Here is a 17,663-nt window from a genome sequence, read left to right as displayed (position 1 = left end):
CGTCAGCGTTCAAAACGTTCATCGAGCTCCTTCAGCCCGTAGGTGATCAGGACCGGTTTTCCGCCCGGTGTGAAGTAAGGCATTTCGCAGGCGAAGAGGCGGTCGATGAGGTCGTGCATCTCCACGCTCCCCAGCACCTTCACCGGCTGGTTCATCGCGCTGCGGGCCATGCCCCGCGCGAGGGTGGCATGGCGCTCGGCCTTCAGCGAGCCGCGTTCGTTGTGGACCTGTTCCAGCAGTTGGCCCAGCAGCTCCGCCGGGTCGTCCGCGCCGCTTTCCGCCGGCATGCCGTTCACCGCCACGCTGCGCCCGCTCAACGGTTCCACCTGGAAACCCAAAGCGTGCAGCTCCGGCAGGATCGCCAGCAGCAACGCATGGTCCGGCGCGCTCAATTCCATCGTCACCGGGAAGAGCTGCGCCTGGCTGGTGCCACTGCCTTTCTCCAAGCTGCGCATCGCCCGCTCGTACATGATCCGCTCCAGTGCCCGTTGCTGGTCCACCACCACGAAGCCGCTCTTCAACTGCGCCAGGATGTAGCGGCCCAGCAGTTGGAACACCGGGCGGTGGTTGTTCCACTCGCCCAACTCGCGGGTGGGCAGTACCTCCTCCGTGGGCGCTGTGCCCGGCAGGCGCTCATCATGCTGCGTCACCCGGGGGCCGCCCAGGTCGAACAGTTGTTGCCAGCCAGCGGAAGAGGTGTGCGGCGGCAGGTCCGTGGGCCGCCAACGCCCGGAGGAGATCGGCGGTTCGCCCTGCACGGGGCCGCTGCTCATGGCACCCATCAGCAACGCGGGCTCCGGCTCAAAGTCGATGCTCGGCGTGAGGTTGTGCCTCCCCAAAGCGCGCCGCACGGCCGCATGCACGATCGCATACACGGCGCGGTCGTCGCGGAACTTGATCTCCGTCTTCGTCGGATGGATGTTGATGTCGATCCACGACGGGTCAAGTTCCAAAAAGAGGAACCAGCCGGGGTAGTTGTCGCGCGCGATCAGCTCCTCGTAGGCGCGCCGCACGGCATGTTCCAAGTAAGGGCTGCGGATGAAGCGGCGGTTCACGAAGAAGTACTGCTCTCCACGGCTGCGCTTGGCGAATTCCGGTTTGGTGATAAAGCCCTCCACGCGAAGGAATTCCGTGGCTTCTTCCACCGGCACCAAGCGCTCGTCATGCTTGCGGCCGAAGATGTGGACAATGCGCTGCCGCTCGTTCCCCGGTTCCAGGTGGAACAGCTCCTGCTCGTTGTGCAGCAAGCGGAAGCGGATGCCCGGATGCGCCAATGCCACGCGCTGGACCTCCTCGATCACATGCTTCATCTCCACCGGGTCGCTCTTGAGGAACTGGCGCCGCGCCGGCACGTTGTAGAACAGGCTCCGCACATGCAATGAGGTGCCCACCGGACAGGCCACCGCCTCCTGTGCCTGCACCCGGCTGCCTTCGATCAGCACCCGCGTGCCCAGCTCGTGGTCGGCCTGCCGTGTTTTCAATTCCACCTGCGCGATGGCCGCGATGCTGGCCAGCGCCTCGCCCCGGAAGCCCTTGGTGCGGATTGTCTGTAGCTCTTCCGCCTGCCGGATCTTGCTGGTGGCATGGCGCTCGAAGCTCGTGCGCGCATCGGTGGGGCTCATGCCTTGTCCGTCGTCCGTCACTTGGATCAACGTGCGCCCTGCGTCCTTCACCACCACGGTGATCTGCGTTGCGCCCGCGTCCACACTGTTCTCCAGCAGCTCCTTCACCACGCTGGCCGGGCGCTGCACCACCTCGCCCGCAGCGATCTGGTTCGCCACATGGTCGGGGAGGAGACGGATGATGTCGCTCATGCAATGGCCGACACCTCTTCAGTTGTGTGCGGCAGGTCCGCAAAGATGCGGGCCAAAGCGGAATGGGCCGGAGGATGTTGGCATTCTTTCAGGAGGAAGGGGGGCGGAACGCTCCTCCGTTTTCCCGGAATTCCCCAACGCCGCCGGGGCCGAGGGCCGTGCGCTTGTTATTGCTTGATAAAGCCGGAATGCCGCGGACGACTGTTGTCGTTCAAAACGATCGTATAGTGCCCCGCGACAAGCGCGCTCACGTCAACCCGCGTGTCCGTCCCCGTTGCCACAAGGCTTCCTTGGGCAACGTTGCGTCCTTGGTCGTCCAAGATGATCCATTTGCTACCGGGCGAAGTGCCAGCCAAGGTGATCCGGTTGTGGCACGGATTGGGATATGTGAGCACCGAAGCATCAGCTTGTTCGGCGATCCCCACGTTGTTCTGGGCGAAGAAGAGCGTGTTGTCCCCGTCGTCGATCAAGATGGGATAGAGCGGGTCGGTGTTCCAAAGCAGCAGGTCGCCCTCGTTGCTCACAAGCTTCGCCACATCTGGAAAAGTACCCAACGGGGTTATCGCGGTGCCGTGCCCGGAATAGGTCCAGACCACCGTGCCGCTCCCGTTATCGTTCACGTACGGGTCGGAAAAGACCCCGCCGTATGCCAGCGGAAATTGCATTACGCGGGAAGGGTCGGAGTAGTTCACCGTGGAGAAAGGCACGTTCCGGGCCACCACGTCAATGCCGCTTGCAGCAATGGTGAGGTAGGTGTACGAGGTGCCCACCCCGGTGACATTTTGCGCCCATACCCAATTCGCGTTGGGATAGGTGCTGGCGTACGGTGTGCCCAACGCAGTATTGAAATTCAAGGTGCCGATGTTCTGGAGCGTGATGCCGCTGAGGTCCCAGGTCTGGTTGCTGCCGTCGCTGAGGGTCGGGAGCGCGGCCGGTGCCGTCATCTGGTGCATATCGGTGGCTGCGCCGAACGCGCTCAAGTCGGAGTATTGAATGGTGACCTGTGCCGAAAGGGAGGAAAGGATCAGGCAGGCAAGGGGAGTAGTGATCGTTTTCATACGATAGGACGGTGTTGTGGTGAAGTTTTTTGATCTGCACCGAGAGTGGTTTCACTATGGGCGCTTGCAACAAAAATAAATCGCCCCGAACTCCATTTTGAACGCGGTGAGATCTGGAATTATCAACACGTGAACATGGGATCTGGAACTGTCCTGGCCTAGGATGGATCGACATGATGAACACACTATTGACCCGGCATACATGTGTCGACGGATCGGCGCGATCCTTGGATCATGCCTTTGCTTGAGAACAAACGGCTCCAAGAACCTGAATTCGGCCGCTCTCAATGAGCACCGCATCCAAGCGGTCGCGTGCTTGAAGCAGATGCTGCTATGGAGCCGTCGGTGGTTAGCCAACGATGAAGAAATATACCCGCGACCAGAATGATCCCTGAGAAGGGGCTCACCAGATCTTTACCCGCACGCTGTCCGCACGCCACATCGGCTGGCCTTCCTTGATGTTGAAAGCCTCGTAGAATTCCGGCACGTTTGCGAAGGGTCCGTTCACGCGGTATTTTCCGGGGCTGTGGACGTCGCTGAGCAGGCGGCTGCGAAGGCTTTCCTCTTTCTGGTGGCCCAGCCATCCCAGCGCGTAGCCCAAGAAGTAGCGCTGCAACGGCGTGTACCCCGCGATCTTTTTGCCGCTCTTGTACTCGTTGGTCTTCTTGAACGCGTCAAGGCCCAGCTGGATGCCGCCGAAGTCGGCGATGTTCTCACCCAAGGTGGCATGGCCGTTGATGTGGATGCCGGGGATCGGCTCGTAGGTGTCGAACTGCTTGGCCATCACCTCGGCCCGTTGTGTGAAGTGGGCACTGTCCTCCGGGGTCCACCAGGGTGCGAGGTTCCCTTTGGCATCGGACTGGCGGCCTTCATCGTCGAAGCCGTGGGTGATCTCGTGCCCGATGGTGCTGGCGGCTGCATAACCGTAGACCATGGCGTCGTCCGCCAGGGAATCCGGCAGGCCGGGCAGCATGAAGATGCCGGCGGGCAGTACGATCTCGTTGTTGCTGGGGTTGTAGTAGGCGTTGTAGGTCTGGGGCGTCATATCCCATTCGGTGCGGTCCACCGGCTTGCCCCATTTGCCCATCTCATCGTCGAAGTGCCAGCGGTTGGCGGCCAGCACGTTGGCGGCATAGCTCACGGTGTCGATCTTCAGCGTGCTGTAGTCCTTCCACACGTCGGGATAGCCCACTTTCTTGGTCATGGTGTTGAGTTTTTCCAAGGCTTTTTCCTTGGTGGGGTCGCTCATCCAGTCCAGGTTCTTGATGCGCTCGCGGTAGGCGCTGCGGATCGCTTCCACCAAGCCGTCATAGCGCTTTTTGGAGCGCTCGGGGAAGTAGTCCTTCACGAAGACCTTGCCCACGATCATCCCAATGGAGCCGCCTTCCTCGTTGATGACCCGCTTCCAACGCGGGCGCTGTTGTTCCTGTCCGTAGAGCTTCGTGGCGTAGAAGTTGAAGTCCTCCTGGTCGATGGGGCTGCTGAGGTTGCCCGCGAAGGCGGAGAGCAGGTGATAGCGGAAATAGTTCTTAAGGGTGGGCACGGACGTGGTCTGCAACAGACCGTCCACGGCGGCGAGGAATTCCGGCTGGCCCACGATCACCGTGTCACATTTTTGGAGGCCGTAGCTGTCTAAAAGGGCGCGCCAGTCCATGTGCGGTGTGGTCTGGCGGAGCTTACCGCCTACGGCCATCTTGTTATAGTTGGCGTAGGGATCACGTTGCTGGTCCAGCGTTCGGCTCTTCTTGGCGAGCGCGGTTTCGAAGGCCATCACGGCGGCTCCGTCTTTGGCCGCAGTGGCGCTGTCCTGCCCGAGGAAGCGCAGCATACGGGCGATGTGGCCCGGATAGGCGGCGCGGTTCTTGGCCACGCCCGCCTCGTTGTTGAAGTAGTAGTCGCGGTCCGGTAGGCCGAGGCCGCCCTGCCACAGGCTCACCGCCATCTTCTCGCTGTTCTTGGGGTCTTGGTCCACGCTACCACTGTAGAGGACGTCCGCACCGGCGCGGTTCAAAACGCCGGCCACGGTGAATGCGTCCTTCGCATTGGTGATCCCATCGATCTGCCGGAGCAGGTCGATCAGCGGCGTAGTGCCCAGCCGATCGGCTTTGGCGCTGTCCATGCCGGTGGACCAGAAGTCGCCGATCTTCTGCTGGTCGGAGCCGTTGGCGGCATTGGCCTTGGCGGCTTCCTCGTTGATGCTGCGGGTCTTCTCCCGCAGTTCCTCCACGATCAAGTTGCCGATGCCCCAGGCGGATTCGGTGCCGGGGATCGGGTTGGCCTGGATCCAGCCTCCGTTGGCGAAATCGAAGAAGTCGTCACCGGGGTTCACCGTGCTGTCGATGTGGGAGGCGAGGAGGTCGGCGCGCGGCGGGGCCTCCGCCTGCTTGGTGTCGGTGGAGGTGCCGCAAGCGGCGAGGAGCAGCAGGATGGAGAGGGGAAAATGGTGGTGCATGGTGCGAAAGTACTCGGAGTGTCACTCTCGCGAAGCGGACACGGAGTGCTGAAAGCCAGCTACGGAATCCCGCTCAGTGTCCGCTACGTGAGACATTCAGTGCGGGACACCGGGAGGAGCTATCTTCGCGGACCCAAACAATCCCCATGAAGCACCTACTTTTCCTCCTCCTCGCGCCGGCCGCACTTACCGTTTGCGCACAGGATTCCGCCAGCCCTGCAGTCCAAAAAGGCGATTATGTCAGCTACGGCGATGCCATCACCGCGGACGGTGCCATCACCATGGCCGAATTCACGAAAGCTGCCGCCGAGATGGATTCCCTCGCGACCAAGGTGACGACGGAGATCATTGAAAGCTGCGGCAAGAAAGGCTGCTGGATGGACGTGAAGATGGCCGACGGGTCTTCCATGAAGGTCCGCTTCCGTGACTATGGCTTCTTCGTGCCCACCAAAGGCCTGGAAGGCAAGGAAGTGGTGATGCAAGGCCGCGCCAAGAAGGACGTGACCAGCGTGGCCATGCTGCAGCACTATGCGGAGGACGCCGGCAAGAGCAAGGAGGAGATCGCCGCGATCACCGAGCCGGAGATGAGCTGGACGTTCGAGGCGGACGGCGTGCTGATCAAAGAGTGATGTCCGCTGCTCACAGCCCTGTGGCCATTGCCGTCCACGGGGGCGCGGGCACGTTGGACCCTTCGGCCTTGACGCCGGAGAAAGAAAGTGCTTATCGAGGCGCGCTCTCCGCCGCTGTCCGGCGCGGCCATGCCGTGCTCACTGCCGGCGGAAGCGCATTGGATGCCGTGGAGGCCGCCGTGCGCGTGCTGGAGGACACACCGCTGTTCAATGCAGGGCGTGGTGCTGTTTTCACAGCGGGTGGCACGCACGAGATGGACGCCGCGATCATGCAAGGCAGCGACCTGCGCGCGGGTGCCGTGGCCGGCGTGGGGAACGTGAAGAACCCCGTTGGCCTAGCGCGCTTGGTGATGGAGAAGAGCGGCCATGTGATGCTCGGCGGGCGCGGTGCTTTCGAATTCGCGCACGAACAGAAAGTGGAACTGGAGGACGACGAATATTTCTTCGACCAACTGCGCCACGACCAATGGCAGGAGGTGCGCGGCAGTGCCGAAGTACGCTTGGACCACAGCGCGGGCGAAAAGAAATTCGGGACGGTAGGTGCCGTGGCGCTTGACGCGCAAGGCCACTTGGCGGCCGCCACCAGCACCGGCGGCATGACGAACAAACGCTGGCAACGCATCGGCGACAGCCCGGTGATCGGTGCCGGCACATACGCCAATGACGCCACCTGCGCCATCAGCTGCACCGGCAATGGCGAGGCTTTCCTGCGTGCCGTGGCCGCTCACGACGTTCACGCGTTGATGGCCTACAAGGGCCTTTCGCTGGAAGAAGCGGTGCACATCGTGGTGCATGAAAAACTGCCACCGCTGGACGGCGAGGGCGGCCTGATCGCCGTGGACAAACACGGGCACATCGTGCTGGACTTCAACTGCACCGGCATGTACCGCGCGCGGATCGACGGGCGCGGGGAGGAGGTGGGGATATTTTAGCGTCAGAGACGCTTTTCCCGGCCGGACACGTCGGAGACGTGTCCGATGGCGGCCGATGGAGGGTTCTCGGATCTCGGTCGGCGTCTCAGACGCGACCGGACGGGAAGCCGATCTCCGATCGGGATTATGTATTTAATTTCCGACCATGGGCGAAGCCTACCGCATCCATCGTCAAAACGATCTTTATTTCCTCACGTTCACCGTGATCGATTGGATGGATGTGTTCACACGCAAGGAGCACATGGCGATCGTCGTGGATTCGCTCAACTTTTGTGTCGCCAACAAGGGGTTTTCGATCAATGCTTGGGTGCTCATGTCCAATCACCTGCACCTATTGGGTTATGCGCGTGAGGGTTTTCGGCTGAGCGATATTACACGGGACCTGAAGAAATTCACCTCACGCTCGATCCGCGAACACATTCAGACCGGGATAGAAAGCAGGCGCCACTGGCTTCTTGACAGGATGGCTTTCCGGGCACGACAAGTAGCCCGATCCGATGAGTTCAAACTCTGGGAGGACGACAGTCATGCCGTGCTGATCGAAGATGTTGAACACAGGACCAATGTGATCGATTACATCCATAACAACCCGGTGAAGGCACACTTTGTTAGGCTGCCCGAACACTATTTGCACAGCTCCGCGATCGACTATGCCAATGGAAATGGCTTGGTCAAGGTGGAGTTGGTTTAACGCTCTCAACGAATGCCCAACGGAATGCACTGCTCGGCCAGCGGACCTTCGATACGGTAGCCATTGTTCCCGTTGCGTCCGTTGCGAGCGTTGCGGTTCAACCTAAGCGGTCGCTCCACACACCGCTATTCACTTTCTCCGACCGTTCACCCTGATCCTGATGGCCGGTTCCGGCAAGCCGTGCATCTTTGTACGGATCATCAACCCTGCGATCCTTGAACATGAAACGTTCCACCATCATCATTCTCGTGGCCATTGCCGCCGTCGTTCTCTGGGCCATCAGCTTCCAACGGGGCATGGTGGGCATGGACGAGGGCGTGAAAGCCCAATGGAGCAACGTGGAGAACGCATACCAGTTGCGTGCTGACAAGACGAAGAACATCGTGGAGATCATCAAGGGCTCGGCGGATTTCGAGAAGACCACCCTTACCGACGTGATCAACGCCCGCGCCAAGGCCACCAGCATCCAGCTGAACGCGAATGACCTTACTCCGGAGAAGATGGCGCAGTTCGAGCAGGCCCAGCAGCAGCTCACCGGCGCGCTCAGCCGCCTCATGGTCACCGTGGAACGCTACCCCGACCTGAAGACCACTACGGCCTTCCGCGATTTCCAAGCGCAGTACGAGGGCATGGAGAACCGCATCGGCGTGGAGCGCCGCAAGTTCAACGACCTGGCACGGGCATACAACTCCAAGATCAAGCAGATCCCCAACAATTTCCTCGCGGGCATCTTCGGCTTTACCGAGAAAGGTTACTTCACGGCGCAAGAAGGCACTGATACCGCACCCGACATCGACTTCGGCAAGTGAAGCAGCGGGTGGACATCGAGGAGTGGCTTACGGCCGAGGAGCTGGGCCGGGTACGTGATGCCGTCCGTGCCGCGGAGAAGCGCACCAGTGGCGAGATCCGCGTACACCTCGACGTGGCCATCATGGAGGATGTGCTCGATCACGCGGCCTTCGTCTTCGACGACCTCGGGATGGCCAGGACGAAGGACCGCAACGGCGTGCTGATCTATGTGAGCATTCCCGGGCGGAAGGTGGCCGTGATCGGTGATGTGGCCATCCACGCCAAACTGGGCGATGATTATTGGCACGGTGTGCTGGACCTGATCCTGGAGGATTTCAAGCAGGACCGTTTCTGCGAAGGCCTGTGCGCCGGAGTGGAACGGCTCGGCGAGCAGCTCCGCGAGCATTTTCCCCACCAGCGCGACGACGTGAACGAACTGAACGACGACGTGAGCTTCGGAATATGAAAGTGCTGCGGTCCCTGCTTCTCTTTGCGTTCGCTTCGATCACCGTGTGGGGATCCGCGGCGGAAATGGACCCTTGCTTCCCTCCCAAACCCGCGAATGAGGATCAACTTGTTTTTCAGTACACCAACTTCTTGGACAAGCAACAAGAGGCGGACCTGAACAACAAGCTGGTGAATTTCGCCCGCGAGACCAGCAACCGGATCGCCATCGTGGCCGTGGACACGCTCTGCGGCTATCCCGCTTCCGACTTCGCCTTCGAATTGGGCCAGGCCTGGGGTTTTGGCAAGAAGGGCATCGACAACGGGGTGCTGATCTTGGTGAAGCCCAACGGCAGGGCCGGCGACCGCCATGTGTTCATCGCCGTGGGCTATGGGCTGGAAGGTGCCATCCCTGACCTCATCGCCAAGCGCATCGTGGACGAGGAAGTGCTGCCGCGGTTCCGCAATGGCGACTTCTACGGCGGCATGGACAAAGCCACCGACGTGCTGATGGCCTTGGCCAAGGGCGAGATCAACGCGAAGAGCTACGGTGAGAAGCCCGTGCCTTGGGTGCCGCTGCTGATGATCCTCGCGTTATTCCTGTTCATTTTCTGGTCGATGGTGCGCCGTACGCGGAAATACGCCCGGGTGAACAGCCTCGATTTCTGGGCCGCTTGGGCGCTGATGAACGCGGCCGGTTCCTCGCATAGCGGACGCTGGGGCGGCTTCTCCGGCGGCGGCGGAGGAGGCTTCGGTGGGGGCGGGGGAGGCTTTGGCGGTTTCGGTGGCGGCGGCTTCGGCGGCGGTGGGGCCGGTGGTTCCTGGTAACGTATCGTATGGCCGGTTACAACAAGTGGATCTTCGGGAGCTTGGGCTTCGCGCTCACGGGCACGCCCATCGGCGCCGTGGTGGGCTTTGCGCTCGGCGCGTTGATGGACAACGCCCAAGGCATCGTAGTGGCCAAACCGGGTGCAGGGCAACGGGCACGGCCTACGCAGGGGCCGGCCACGTCCGGGGATCTGGCCCTCAGCTTGGTGGTGCTCACCGCCGCGGTGATGAAGGCCGATGGCAAGCCGACCCACGGCGAACTGGGCCATGTCCGCAAGTTCTTTGTCCAACAGTTCGGACCGCAGCACAGCGCGGAACTGCTGCGCCTCCTGCGTGATGTGCTGAAGCGCGACATCCCGCTCCGCGATGTCTGTGCGCAGATCCGTGGGCATTTGTCCCATCCGGAGCGCCTGCAGGTGATGCATTACCTCATCGGCCTGGCACACGCCGACGGCAGGGTCCATATTGCCGAACACCAAGTACTGGAGCGCATCGCCGCGGACATGGGCATCAGTCAGAAGGACCTGGCCTCGCTCGATGCCATGTTCGGGGGGCCGTCAGCGGCATCGGCATACACCATCATTGAAGTGGATCCCAAAGCCAGCGACGAGGAGGTGAAGAAGGCCTATCGCCGCGCCGCCATGAAGCACCACCCCGACCGTGTGGCCCACCTCGGCGAGGAGTTCCAGAAAGCGGCTTCCGAAAAATTCAAGAAGGTGCAGGAGGCCTGGGAGCGGATCGAGCGGGAGAGAGGGTTGAAGTAATTGCTGGTACAGGGTACCGGGTATCGAGTACAGGGTACAGGGTACAGGGTACTGAATACCGAATGTGCGGCATTGTACCCTATACCCTGTACCAAAGAAATCCCTCGATCCTCACTCCCGCTTCCCCTGCCGCGTCATGCTGACGCGCTTCAGCGGGATCTCCCGCACGGCCTGGATCACCAGCGGGACCTGCTCCACCACCGTTACGTTCGGGTCCAGTCCCATGGCCTCCCGGTCGCTCAAGGCCAGGTGCTTCAAACTGTAGTACACGTCCAGAATGAAGTTGTCACGCACGCTGAACTCGTTCTCAACCGAGAGGATGCGCTCGGTGATCACGTAGCAGATGTCCGTGTGGAAGTCGCCTTTCTTGATGCTTTCGTACTTGTTCCGGAAGTTCAGTTCGTGGTCGGCGTCCAGTTCCTCCAGCACCCGGCGGAACAGCAGGTTCACGCGTGGTTGCACACGGAAGCCCAGGTCGAAGTCCACGCGGATCACCTTGTCGTCGATCAGCTCCGAGACACGGTATTCCATGGTGTACGGCTCGTCCGTGTAGTTCACGTGAACGAACCAGTAGATCTCGGCCCGCTTCACTTTCCGCGCCAGGATGCTGTTGATGATCTGGCTCTCCACTTGGCCGGGGTTGTTCGCCTTGGTGAGGTAGACCAGGTGCGTGGCGAACTTGGGCAGGTCGCGGTCGGCGCTGAGGTCGCGCAGCGCTTGGGCGTGATCCATCAACGGCACGAATTTGATGAAGCGGTTGATGATCTTACGCGCCCTGTACCAGGTGAACATCACCCCGAACACCAGCAACACCGCCACCACCAACCAGGGCCGGTGCAGGATCTTCACGGCATTCGCCACGAAGTTGGCGAGCTCCAAGGTGAAGAACACGCCGATCACCAGGAGCACCAGCGCCATGTGCCAGCGCCGCACGAAGCGCAGGTAGCCGAAGAGCAGCACGGTGGTCATCAGCATGGCCACCACGATGAAGAAGCCGTAAGCAGCTTCCATGTTGCCGCTGCTGCGGAAGTAGAACATCACGCCGACACAGCCCGCCCAGAGCAGCCAATTCACGCTGGGGATGTAGATCTGCCCGCGCACCACGGTGGGGAACTTCACCTTCACCCGGGGCCAGAAGTTCAATGTGATGGCCTCGTTGATCAAGGTGAACGACCCGCTGATCACCGCTTGGCAAGCAACGATGGCCGCCAAGGTCGCGATGCCGACGCCCGTGAGAAGGAACCACTGCGGCATCACCTCATAGAACGGGTTGCGCCCTTCCAGCAACATGCCCTGATGCTCCAGCAGCCATGCACCTTGGCCCATGTAGTTGCACACCAAGGCCGTCTTCACGAAGATCCATGTGCTCTGGATGTTGCGGCGGCCGCAATGGCCCATGTCATTGTACAGCCCTTCAGCACCGGTGGTGCATAGGAACACCGCGCCGAGCAACCAGAAGCCGCCGGGGTACCGCGTGAGCAGGTCCACCGCGTACATGGGGTTGAGGCTGGCCAATACGTGCGGCGTCCGTACCAGGTGCGACAGGCCCAGCATCAGCAGCATGCCGAACCAGACGAACATGATGGGGCCGAATGCCAGGCCCACCACCTTGGTGCCGAAGCGCTGGAAGAAGAACAACAGGCTGATGATGGCCACCACGATGAGCACCGTGGCCGTGTTGCCCGGGGCGATGATGCCCGCGAACACCTCAACGCCGCCCAAGCCCTCGATGGCGGCCGCCACGGAGATCGGCGGGGTGAGGATCCCGTCCGCCAACAAGGTGGCCGCACCGATGATGGCCGGCATCCAGACCCATTTCCCGAAGCGGCGCACCAGCGTGTACAGGGAGAAGACGCCACCTTCCCCGCGGTTGTCAGCGCGAAGGGTGATGAGGATGTACTTGAAGGTGGTCTGTAGGGTGAGCGTCCAGAAAATGCAGCTCAAGGCGCCCAGCACCACGCGCTCGCTGATGGGCGTGGTCTCGCCCATGATCGCTTTGAACACATACAACGGTGAAGTACCGATGTCGCCGAAGATGATCCCCAGCGTGACCAGCATGCCCGCCCAGGACAAGGGATGCGTGTGCGCTTTTTGCATGGGCCGTGAATGGCGGCCGGAGGGCCTGGTCCGGCAACGGGCGGCGAATGTAGGGAGACGGCTGGAAGTGGGAGTAGATAGTGGCGGTCAGCAGTAGCGGTCGGTAGCCGCCCGATCACCGGATATTCGAACTCAAGGTCCACTTCGTGGGACCCTGGGCGAGATCACCGCATATCGTTCACCTCCACACCGGGGAATTTGCTTTTGTCGAAAGCGAAGAGCGCCTCCACCATATCGGCATTGGGCCTGAAGTTCTTCAGTACATAGGTCACCTCGTTGCCGTCCTTGTACTTCATCTCCACTTTGCGTGGTTCCATCTTGTTCTTGTCCACCGTAAGGATCACGGTGTGGAAAGGCTTTTTGGAGGGGTCCAGCGGGAAGAGCTTGATCGTCTCCACCGCCACTCCGCCCTCGGTGCTGGTGCCCACATACTGGCTCTTGAAGCCCTTCTCGTACACGTTGAAGAGGTTGGCGGGGTCCAGCGTCTCGTCCATTTCCTTCGGGTCGCTGATGCTCACCTCGTTGCTCTTCTTGCTGTACGTCCAGAGTGCGGTGCCGTCGTTGATCACGATGTTGTCCAACAGGGTGAGCCGGAACTTGCGGCCCTTGACTTTTACGTTGCCATCCTGCTTGATGTCCAATTTACTGTCCGTGTTGACCAATCGGCTGCTAAAGTCCGCGTCGAAGCTGGTGTAGCTCTTGTTCTTCGCGATCAGCGCATCCACGATGGCCTTGCTCTTGGGGTCGTCCTGGCCGATGGCGTGCAGGGTGAACAGCAGCGTGGCGAGGAGGAGGAGTGTTTGTTTCATAAGGTAATCGGCAAGGTTTCCCGGATGGTGTGCAAAGTTAGGACGGTGCCGGAACGGCAAGCGGCGTGCCAAGTTCAGCAGGGTTCCGGCTGCCGGATATGGCTCATGGGCTTCAGCAGGGTGCCGGAACAGGAGGCTGCGCCGCAGCGGCATGCCCAGATCCTCTTCAGCCTTGCGGAATAGGGCACATCGAAACTGATGCCGTAGTCGTAGCTCAGCTATTCGCCCTCGTCCACATCCCGAAGCGTCTCGATGATGACACGGTCCTTGCGCCTGTCGCGGGGGTGGGCGTGCAGGTAGGGGATGCAGTTGGGCTCGCAGCCGTGGTTGAACCAGCGCGCATCGTTGCCGCCCACGTTGCCATCGATGATCCATGCATCGTTCAGCGTGAACAGGAAGGTGTGCCCCTTATAGATCTCGTCGTACGATAGATCGGCTTCGGTGAAGGTGATGAGCCGTCCCGTGTATTCGATCAGCTCCGTGCGTTCTGGAAGGTCACGTGCGGCGAAGACCCCATGGCCGTGGATCCGTGATCGGCGCACGATGATGGGGCATCCCATCGCTCAGGCCGTGACGGCGGCCCGTTTGCCGGTCTTTGCGCTCCGGATCATCGTTCCGGTGCAGCCCGGTGCACCGCAATGGCAGGCCCACAACCGGCGCTCTTCCGCAGTGATGGGCTCCTCGATCCGGATGTCGTAGTCATAGGTGAGCTCTTCGCCTTCTTCAATATCGCGCAGCGCCTCGATCACCACACTGTCCTTGCGCGGGTCGCCGCTTTCATCTTCGATCACGAAGGCCTGGCAGTTCGGTGCGCAGCCATGGTTCAGCCATCGCGCCACATTGCCGCCGATGTTGGCATCGATCACATAGGTGTCGTTCAGGATGAAGAGGAAGGTGTGGCCGGTATCCTTGCCGCCGTATTCATCGTCCACATCCGCATGGGTGCGCAGCTTCCCCTTGTACTCGATCACCTCCTCGCCGGCTGCGATGGGAGCTGTGGCGAACACGCCTTGGCCATGGATCTTGGAGTTGCGCTGGACGATCTTGCTGGACATGGGGAAGCGGAAAAGAGGCACGAATTTACAGTGCCAACAGCGCGAACGGTGAGAACGGTAAAAAACGGTGAGTTGGGACGTTAGAAGTACAGCGTACACACCGCGATCGCCGTCAGCACGCAGACCAGGTCCACCAGCAGCATGATGCCCAAGGTGTAGCGCGTGTCCTTCACGTTCACCGAGCCGAAGTAGAGCGCGATCACATAGAAGGTGGTCTCGGCGGCGCCCTGCAGCACGGAGGAAAGTTGCCCGGTGAGGCTGTCCGCTCCATAGGTCTTCATCGCGTCCAGCATGAAGCCCCGTGAGCCGCCCGCACTGAAGGGGCGCATCAGGGCTACCGGGATGGCGTCAATGATCTCCCGGTCCACATTGAAAAAGGCCAATGCGCTCGAGAAGCCGTCCATCACGATCGTCATCAGCCCGCTGTTGCGGAAAATACTCAGCGCCGCCAGCATCGCCAGCATGTAGGGCAGCACGCGTAGGCCGGTGGTCCAGCCGTCTTTCGACCCTTGGATGAACGAGTCGAACATGTTGGTGCCTTTCTCCTTGAAAAACCGCTCATGCACGAAGGCATAGGCGACGATCAGCAGGATGATCCCGAGCAGCATCCCGTTGCCAAGGTTGTCCGTGAAGTGGAACTTGGCCGCGCCCGACAGCCCGCTGATGTACGCCATCAACCCGCCGATGGTGACGCTGATGCCCACCACGAAGAGCATCACCGGAAGGTTGAAGAGGTTGATGCGCTGGCGGATGCTGACAAAGATCATGGCCGCGAGCGTCCCCACGAAGCTGGTTACGATGCAGGGGATCATGATGTCCGCCGGGTTCGCCGCGCCCATCGCCGCCCGGTACCCGATGATGCTGGTGGGCAGTAGCGTGAGGCCCGCCGCGTGCAAGCAGAGGAACATGATCTGGCTGTTCGTGGCGCGGTCCGGCGTGGGATTGCTCTCCTGCATGCTCTCCATCGCCTTCAGGCCGAAGGGCGTGGCGGCATTGTCCAGGCCGAGGAAGTTGGCGGCGAAGTTCAGCGTCATGTAGCCGTAGGCCGGATGGTCCTTCGGCAGATCCGGGAAAATGCGGCGGAATATCGGGGAGAGGAAGTGGGCCAGTTTCTCCATGGCACGCGAGTCCACCAGCAGGTTCATCAGGCCGCAGAAGAAGGTGAGGTAACCGATCAGCGGTAGCCACAGGTCCATCACCGTGTTCTTGCACGTCTCGAACAGACCGTCAGCCGCCTGGGTGCCATGGGTGTAGCGCACCATGCCGCCCTTGCCGAGGGTGATCAGCGTGTCGCCGCGCATCACGCCATTTTCACCTGCGGCGCGCAATTCCACCAACAGTCCGGTACCGTGCAGGTCCGCACTGTCCTTCTCCGCCACCAACATCGGGTCGCCCTGGTTCCCGTTCACCAGCGTGCCGAGGCTGTGCTGCCTGCCCGCCGCCAGCATCACCAGCACATAGCCGATGCTGAGGATGAGGATGAACGTCCAAAAACGACTGAGTGCCATGCGCAGGTGTTGCCATGCAAAGAAGCGGCGTTTGTGGTGCCGCACGCGCCCACGGATGGCTCCATGGTGAACAATGGGATGTGCAAGACAATGCTTCCTCAGGCTTGAACAAGGCACGAATGCCGGCACTGCATGCGCGCTATCTTCGAGGCCTCATCCATCCCCCATGAACAAACCACTTCTCCTTCTCTTGGCCGTATCCCTCGCGCTCGGCTCCTGTGTTTCCAAAAAGAAATACACCGCCATCCAGCTATCCAATGAAACGCTGCACGGCAAGCTTGATGACGCGAACCGCGCCTTGGATGAATGCAACGCCGCCAAGGCTGCCATGGAATCCAAGAACAGCAACCTGCAGACCAGCATCGACCACCTCAAGGACCAGGTGGCAGAGATGAGCGTGACCAACCAAGCACTCCTGAACAACGTGGGCAACATGGCAACGCTCAGCGCGAAGGAAGCCTCCAATCTGGAAAAATCGTTGGAGAGCATCAAGGAAAAGGACCTCCAGATCCGCAACATGAGCGACGCCCTGACTAAAAAGGACTCCGTGACACTGGCGTTGGTGATCAGCCTGAAGAGCTCGCTCGGCAACCTCAACGACACGGACGTCACCATCAACGTGGAGAAGAGCGTGGTCTTCATCTCCCTCAGTGACAAGATGCTCTTCCCCAGCGGCAGCACCACGATCGGGCCCAACGCGAAGAACGTGCTGGGCAAAGTGGCCACCGTGCTGAACGACAAGCCCCAGATGGACGTCCTCGTGGAAGGCCATACGGACAACGTGCCCATCAGCAAGGATTGTATCAAGGACAACTGGGACCTGAGCGTGCTGCGCGCCACGGCGATCACCCGGGTGCTCACGGACGACCTCGGTGTGGACCCAGCGCGCATCACCGCAGGAGGCCGTTCCCAATTCGTGCCGCTCGTGCCGAACGACACTCCTGCGGACCGTTCCAAGAACCGCCGCACCCGCATCGTGATCCTGCCTAAAATGGACCAGTTCTACAACATGATCGAGGACGGACTGAAGAAGGCGACGGAGATGGAGGGAGGGAATTGATCTCACCTCGATCTTTTGGAACGCCCCGGATCTCTTTCCGGGGCGTTTTCTTATTTGGTCTCTGGATCAGCATACGGGGACTTCGAAATTTTTCAGGAGCATCGGGCTATGTTCGCACCTGCATGGACCCCGATGGAATTCAGATAGAGGAAGAGGATTACCTCTACACGGCCCCTTCCGGTTTGCCGGGTGCCGGGCAAGGCCTATTTACCGCCATTACCCTCTACAAGGACGAGGTGATCGCCATCTTCCACGGCGAACGGCTATCCGCCAAGGAAGCCAGCGATCGTGCCGCAAACGGGCTGGACCGTTACTTCATGGAACTGCCGGACGGCACCACCTTGGATGCCATGGGCGTGGAGGGCTTCGCCAAGTTCGCCAACGATGCGCAGGGGAGTGCATGCACCGAATTGCGCAACAATGCCGTGATCGCGTTGGATGATCGAGATCGGGTGTGTTTGCGAGTTACGCGACGGATCCGGGTGGGAGAGGAGGTATTGTGCGGCTATGGCAAACGGTATTGGGTGCGGCATGGGGAGCAGTCCCAAAGCAAAGTCCTGAGGAGATGATACTGCGGGGACTTCGAAGTACATGTTCGGAGGAGACCAACGTAATACGAGCGGTCCCTTCATCAGCCGTCCAACCGCAGTTCGCAGCATCTCGTCCAGCGCCGCCTGGCGGCCCCCGCCGACCGGCATCTCCAACATAAAGCGGACCCTATGATGGGACGGAG

The 17,663-nt window shown here is 60.9% G+C and carries 16 protein-coding genes and 1 pseudogene; 9 read left to right on the top strand and 8 right to left on the bottom strand.

Annotated features, from left to right (window positions below; translation table 11 throughout):
* Positions 1 to 2 precede the first annotated feature (2 nt).
* The 3 genes from mutL to IPP95_04975 all read right to left on the bottom strand — a co-directional run bounded on the left by mutL (position 3) and on the right by IPP95_04975 (position 5,324).
* Positions 3 to 1,814, bottom strand: coding sequence for a DNA mismatch repair endonuclease MutL (gene mutL, locus IPP95_04985; protein ID QQS73578.1), 1,812 nt, complete (start codon positions 1,812 to 1,814; stop codon positions 3 to 5).
* A gap of 167 nt (positions 1,815 to 1,981) precedes the next feature.
* On the bottom strand, positions 1,982 to 2,872 hold the full coding sequence (locus IPP95_04980; GenBank protein ID QQS73577.1) for a T9SS type A sorting domain-containing protein: 891 nt from the start codon (positions 2,870 to 2,872) through the stop codon (positions 1,982 to 1,984).
* A 403-nt stretch (positions 2,873 to 3,275) separates the two neighbouring features.
* Positions 3,276 to 5,324 carry a M13 family metallopeptidase gene (locus tag IPP95_04975; GenBank protein ID QQS73576.1) on the bottom strand — a complete coding sequence of 683 codons (2,049 nt, stop codon included), beginning with the start codon at positions 5,322 to 5,324 and terminating at the stop codon, positions 3,276 to 3,278.
* A 281-nt stretch (positions 5,325 to 5,605) separates the two neighbouring features.
* Between IPP95_04975 and IPP95_04970 the strand changes: the two genes are divergently transcribed.
* From IPP95_04970 to IPP95_04940, 7 genes are all read left to right on the top strand, one after another.
* Entirely contained in the window at positions 5,606 to 5,953 is a 348-nt protein-coding gene (locus tag IPP95_04970) for a DUF4920 domain-containing protein (protein QQS74199.1), read from the top strand.
* Entirely contained in the window at positions 5,953 to 6,885 is a 933-nt protein-coding gene (locus IPP95_04965) for an isoaspartyl peptidase/L-asparaginase (protein ID QQS73575.1), read from the top strand. Before IPP95_04970 ends, IPP95_04965 begins: the two co-directional genes overlap by 1 nt.
* 145 nt (positions 6,886 to 7,030) lie before the next feature.
* Complete coding sequence (locus IPP95_04960; GenBank protein ID QQS73574.1) at positions 7,031 to 7,576, top strand: transposase; 546 nt, start codon at positions 7,031 to 7,033, stop codon at positions 7,574 to 7,576.
* Positions 7,577 to 7,797: 221 nt separating this feature from the next.
* Positions 7,798 to 8,385, top strand: coding sequence for a LemA family protein (locus IPP95_04955; protein QQS73573.1), 588 nt, complete (start codon positions 7,798 to 7,800; stop codon positions 8,383 to 8,385).
* Between the two features lie 14 nt (positions 8,386 to 8,399).
* Positions 8,400 to 8,831 (top strand): TPM domain-containing protein, encoded by a 432-nt coding sequence (locus IPP95_04950; GenBank protein QQS74198.1) that lies wholly within the window; start codon positions 8,400 to 8,402, stop codon positions 8,829 to 8,831.
* A gap of 2 nt (positions 8,832 to 8,833) precedes the next feature.
* Positions 8,834 to 9,637, top strand: a complete 804-nt coding sequence (locus IPP95_04945; protein ID QQS74197.1) for a TPM domain-containing protein — start codon at positions 8,834 to 8,836, stop codon at positions 9,635 to 9,637.
* Between the two features lie 8 nt (positions 9,638 to 9,645).
* Entirely contained in the window at positions 9,646 to 10,401 is a 756-nt protein-coding gene (locus IPP95_04940) for a TerB family tellurite resistance protein (GenBank protein QQS73572.1), read from the top strand.
* A gap of 111 nt (positions 10,402 to 10,512) precedes the next feature.
* On the opposite strand, the gene IPP95_04935 is transcribed toward IPP95_04940, so the two are convergent.
* The 5 genes and pseudogenes from IPP95_04935 to IPP95_04915 all read right to left on the bottom strand — a co-directional run bounded on the left by IPP95_04935 (position 10,513) and on the right by IPP95_04915 (position 15,870).
* Entirely contained in the window at positions 10,513 to 12,498 is a 1,986-nt protein-coding gene (locus IPP95_04935) for a KUP/HAK/KT family potassium transporter (protein QQS73571.1), read from the bottom strand.
* Between the two features lie 164 nt (positions 12,499 to 12,662).
* Entirely contained in the window at positions 12,663 to 13,307 is a 645-nt protein-coding gene (locus IPP95_04930; protein QQS73570.1) for an outer membrane lipoprotein carrier protein LolA, read from the bottom strand.
* A 74-nt stretch (positions 13,308 to 13,381) separates the two neighbouring features.
* Positions 13,382 to 13,867 (bottom strand): annotated as a pseudogene (locus IPP95_04925) (SET domain-containing protein-lysine N-methyltransferase).
* 3 nt (positions 13,868 to 13,870) lie between these two features.
* Positions 13,871 to 14,362: an SET domain-containing protein-lysine N-methyltransferase gene (locus tag IPP95_04920; GenBank protein ID QQS73569.1), complete on the bottom strand. Its 492-nt coding sequence runs from the start codon at positions 14,360 to 14,362 to the stop codon at positions 13,871 to 13,873.
* Between the two features lie 80 nt (positions 14,363 to 14,442).
* Positions 14,443 to 15,870 (bottom strand): spore maturation protein, encoded by a 1,428-nt coding sequence (locus IPP95_04915; GenBank protein ID QQS73568.1) that lies wholly within the window; start codon positions 15,868 to 15,870, stop codon positions 14,443 to 14,445.
* Positions 15,871 to 16,036: 166 nt separating this feature from the next.
* Here IPP95_04915 and IPP95_04910 point away from each other — a divergent pair, with 166 nt between their 5' ends.
* The gene (locus tag IPP95_04910) at positions 16,037 to 16,930 is read left to right on the top strand and encodes an OmpA family protein (protein ID QQS73567.1); all 894 of its coding nucleotides are present in this window, start codon (positions 16,037 to 16,039) and stop codon (positions 16,928 to 16,930) included.
* A 122-nt stretch (positions 16,931 to 17,052) separates the two neighbouring features.
* Positions 17,053 to 17,499 (top strand): SET domain-containing protein, encoded by a 447-nt coding sequence (locus IPP95_04905; protein ID QQS73566.1) that lies wholly within the window; start codon positions 17,053 to 17,055, stop codon positions 17,497 to 17,499.
* Positions 17,500 to 17,663: the final 164 nt, after the last annotated feature.

The organism is Flavobacteriales bacterium, from assembly GCA_016700415.1.
Taxonomy (GTDB): Bacteria; Bacteroidota; Bacteroidia; order Flavobacteriales_F; family PHOS-HE28; genus PHOS-HE28.
This window is presented reverse-complemented; position numbering and strand designations above follow the sequence as displayed.

Bases quoted from the DNA above. Each gene is read 5' to 3' on its own strand.
- mutL (QQS73578.1), bottom strand. From the start codon at position 1,814: ATGAGCGACATCATCCGTCTCCTCCCCGACCATGTGGCGAACCAGATC.
- IPP95_04980 (QQS73577.1), bottom strand. From the start codon at position 2,872: ATGAAAACGATCACTACTCCCCTTGCCTGCCTGATCCTTTCCTCCCTT.
- IPP95_04975 (QQS73576.1), bottom strand. From the start codon at position 5,324: ATGCACCACCATTTTCCCCTCTCCATCCTGCTGCTCCTCGCCGCTTGC.
- IPP95_04970 (QQS74199.1), top strand. From the start codon at position 5,606: ATGGCCGAATTCACGAAAGCTGCCGCCGAGATGGATTCCCTCGCGACC.
- IPP95_04965 (QQS73575.1), top strand. From the start codon at position 5,953: ATGTCCGCTGCTCACAGCCCTGTGGCCATTGCCGTCCACGGGGGCGCG.
- IPP95_04960 (QQS73574.1), top strand. From the start codon at position 7,031: ATGGGCGAAGCCTACCGCATCCATCGTCAAAACGATCTTTATTTCCTC.
- IPP95_04955 (QQS73573.1), top strand. From the start codon at position 7,798: ATGAAACGTTCCACCATCATCATTCTCGTGGCCATTGCCGCCGTCGTT.
- IPP95_04940 (QQS73572.1), top strand. From the start codon at position 9,646: ATGGCCGGTTACAACAAGTGGATCTTCGGGAGCTTGGGCTTCGCGCTC.
- IPP95_04935 (QQS73571.1), bottom strand. From the start codon at position 12,498: ATGCAAAAAGCGCACACGCATCCCTTGTCCTGGGCGGGCATGCTGGTC.
- IPP95_04930 (QQS73570.1), bottom strand. From the start codon at position 13,307: ATGAAACAAACACTCCTCCTCCTCGCCACGCTGCTGTTCACCCTGCAC.
- IPP95_04920 (QQS73569.1), bottom strand. From the start codon at position 14,362: ATGTCCAGCAAGATCGTCCAGCGCAACTCCAAGATCCATGGCCAAGGC.
- IPP95_04915 (QQS73568.1), bottom strand. From the start codon at position 15,870: ATGGCACTCAGTCGTTTTTGGACGTTCATCCTCATCCTCAGCATCGGC.
- IPP95_04910 (QQS73567.1), top strand. From the start codon at position 16,037: ATGAACAAACCACTTCTCCTTCTCTTGGCCGTATCCCTCGCGCTCGGC.
- IPP95_04905 (QQS73566.1), top strand. From the start codon at position 17,053: ATGGACCCCGATGGAATTCAGATAGAGGAAGAGGATTACCTCTACACG.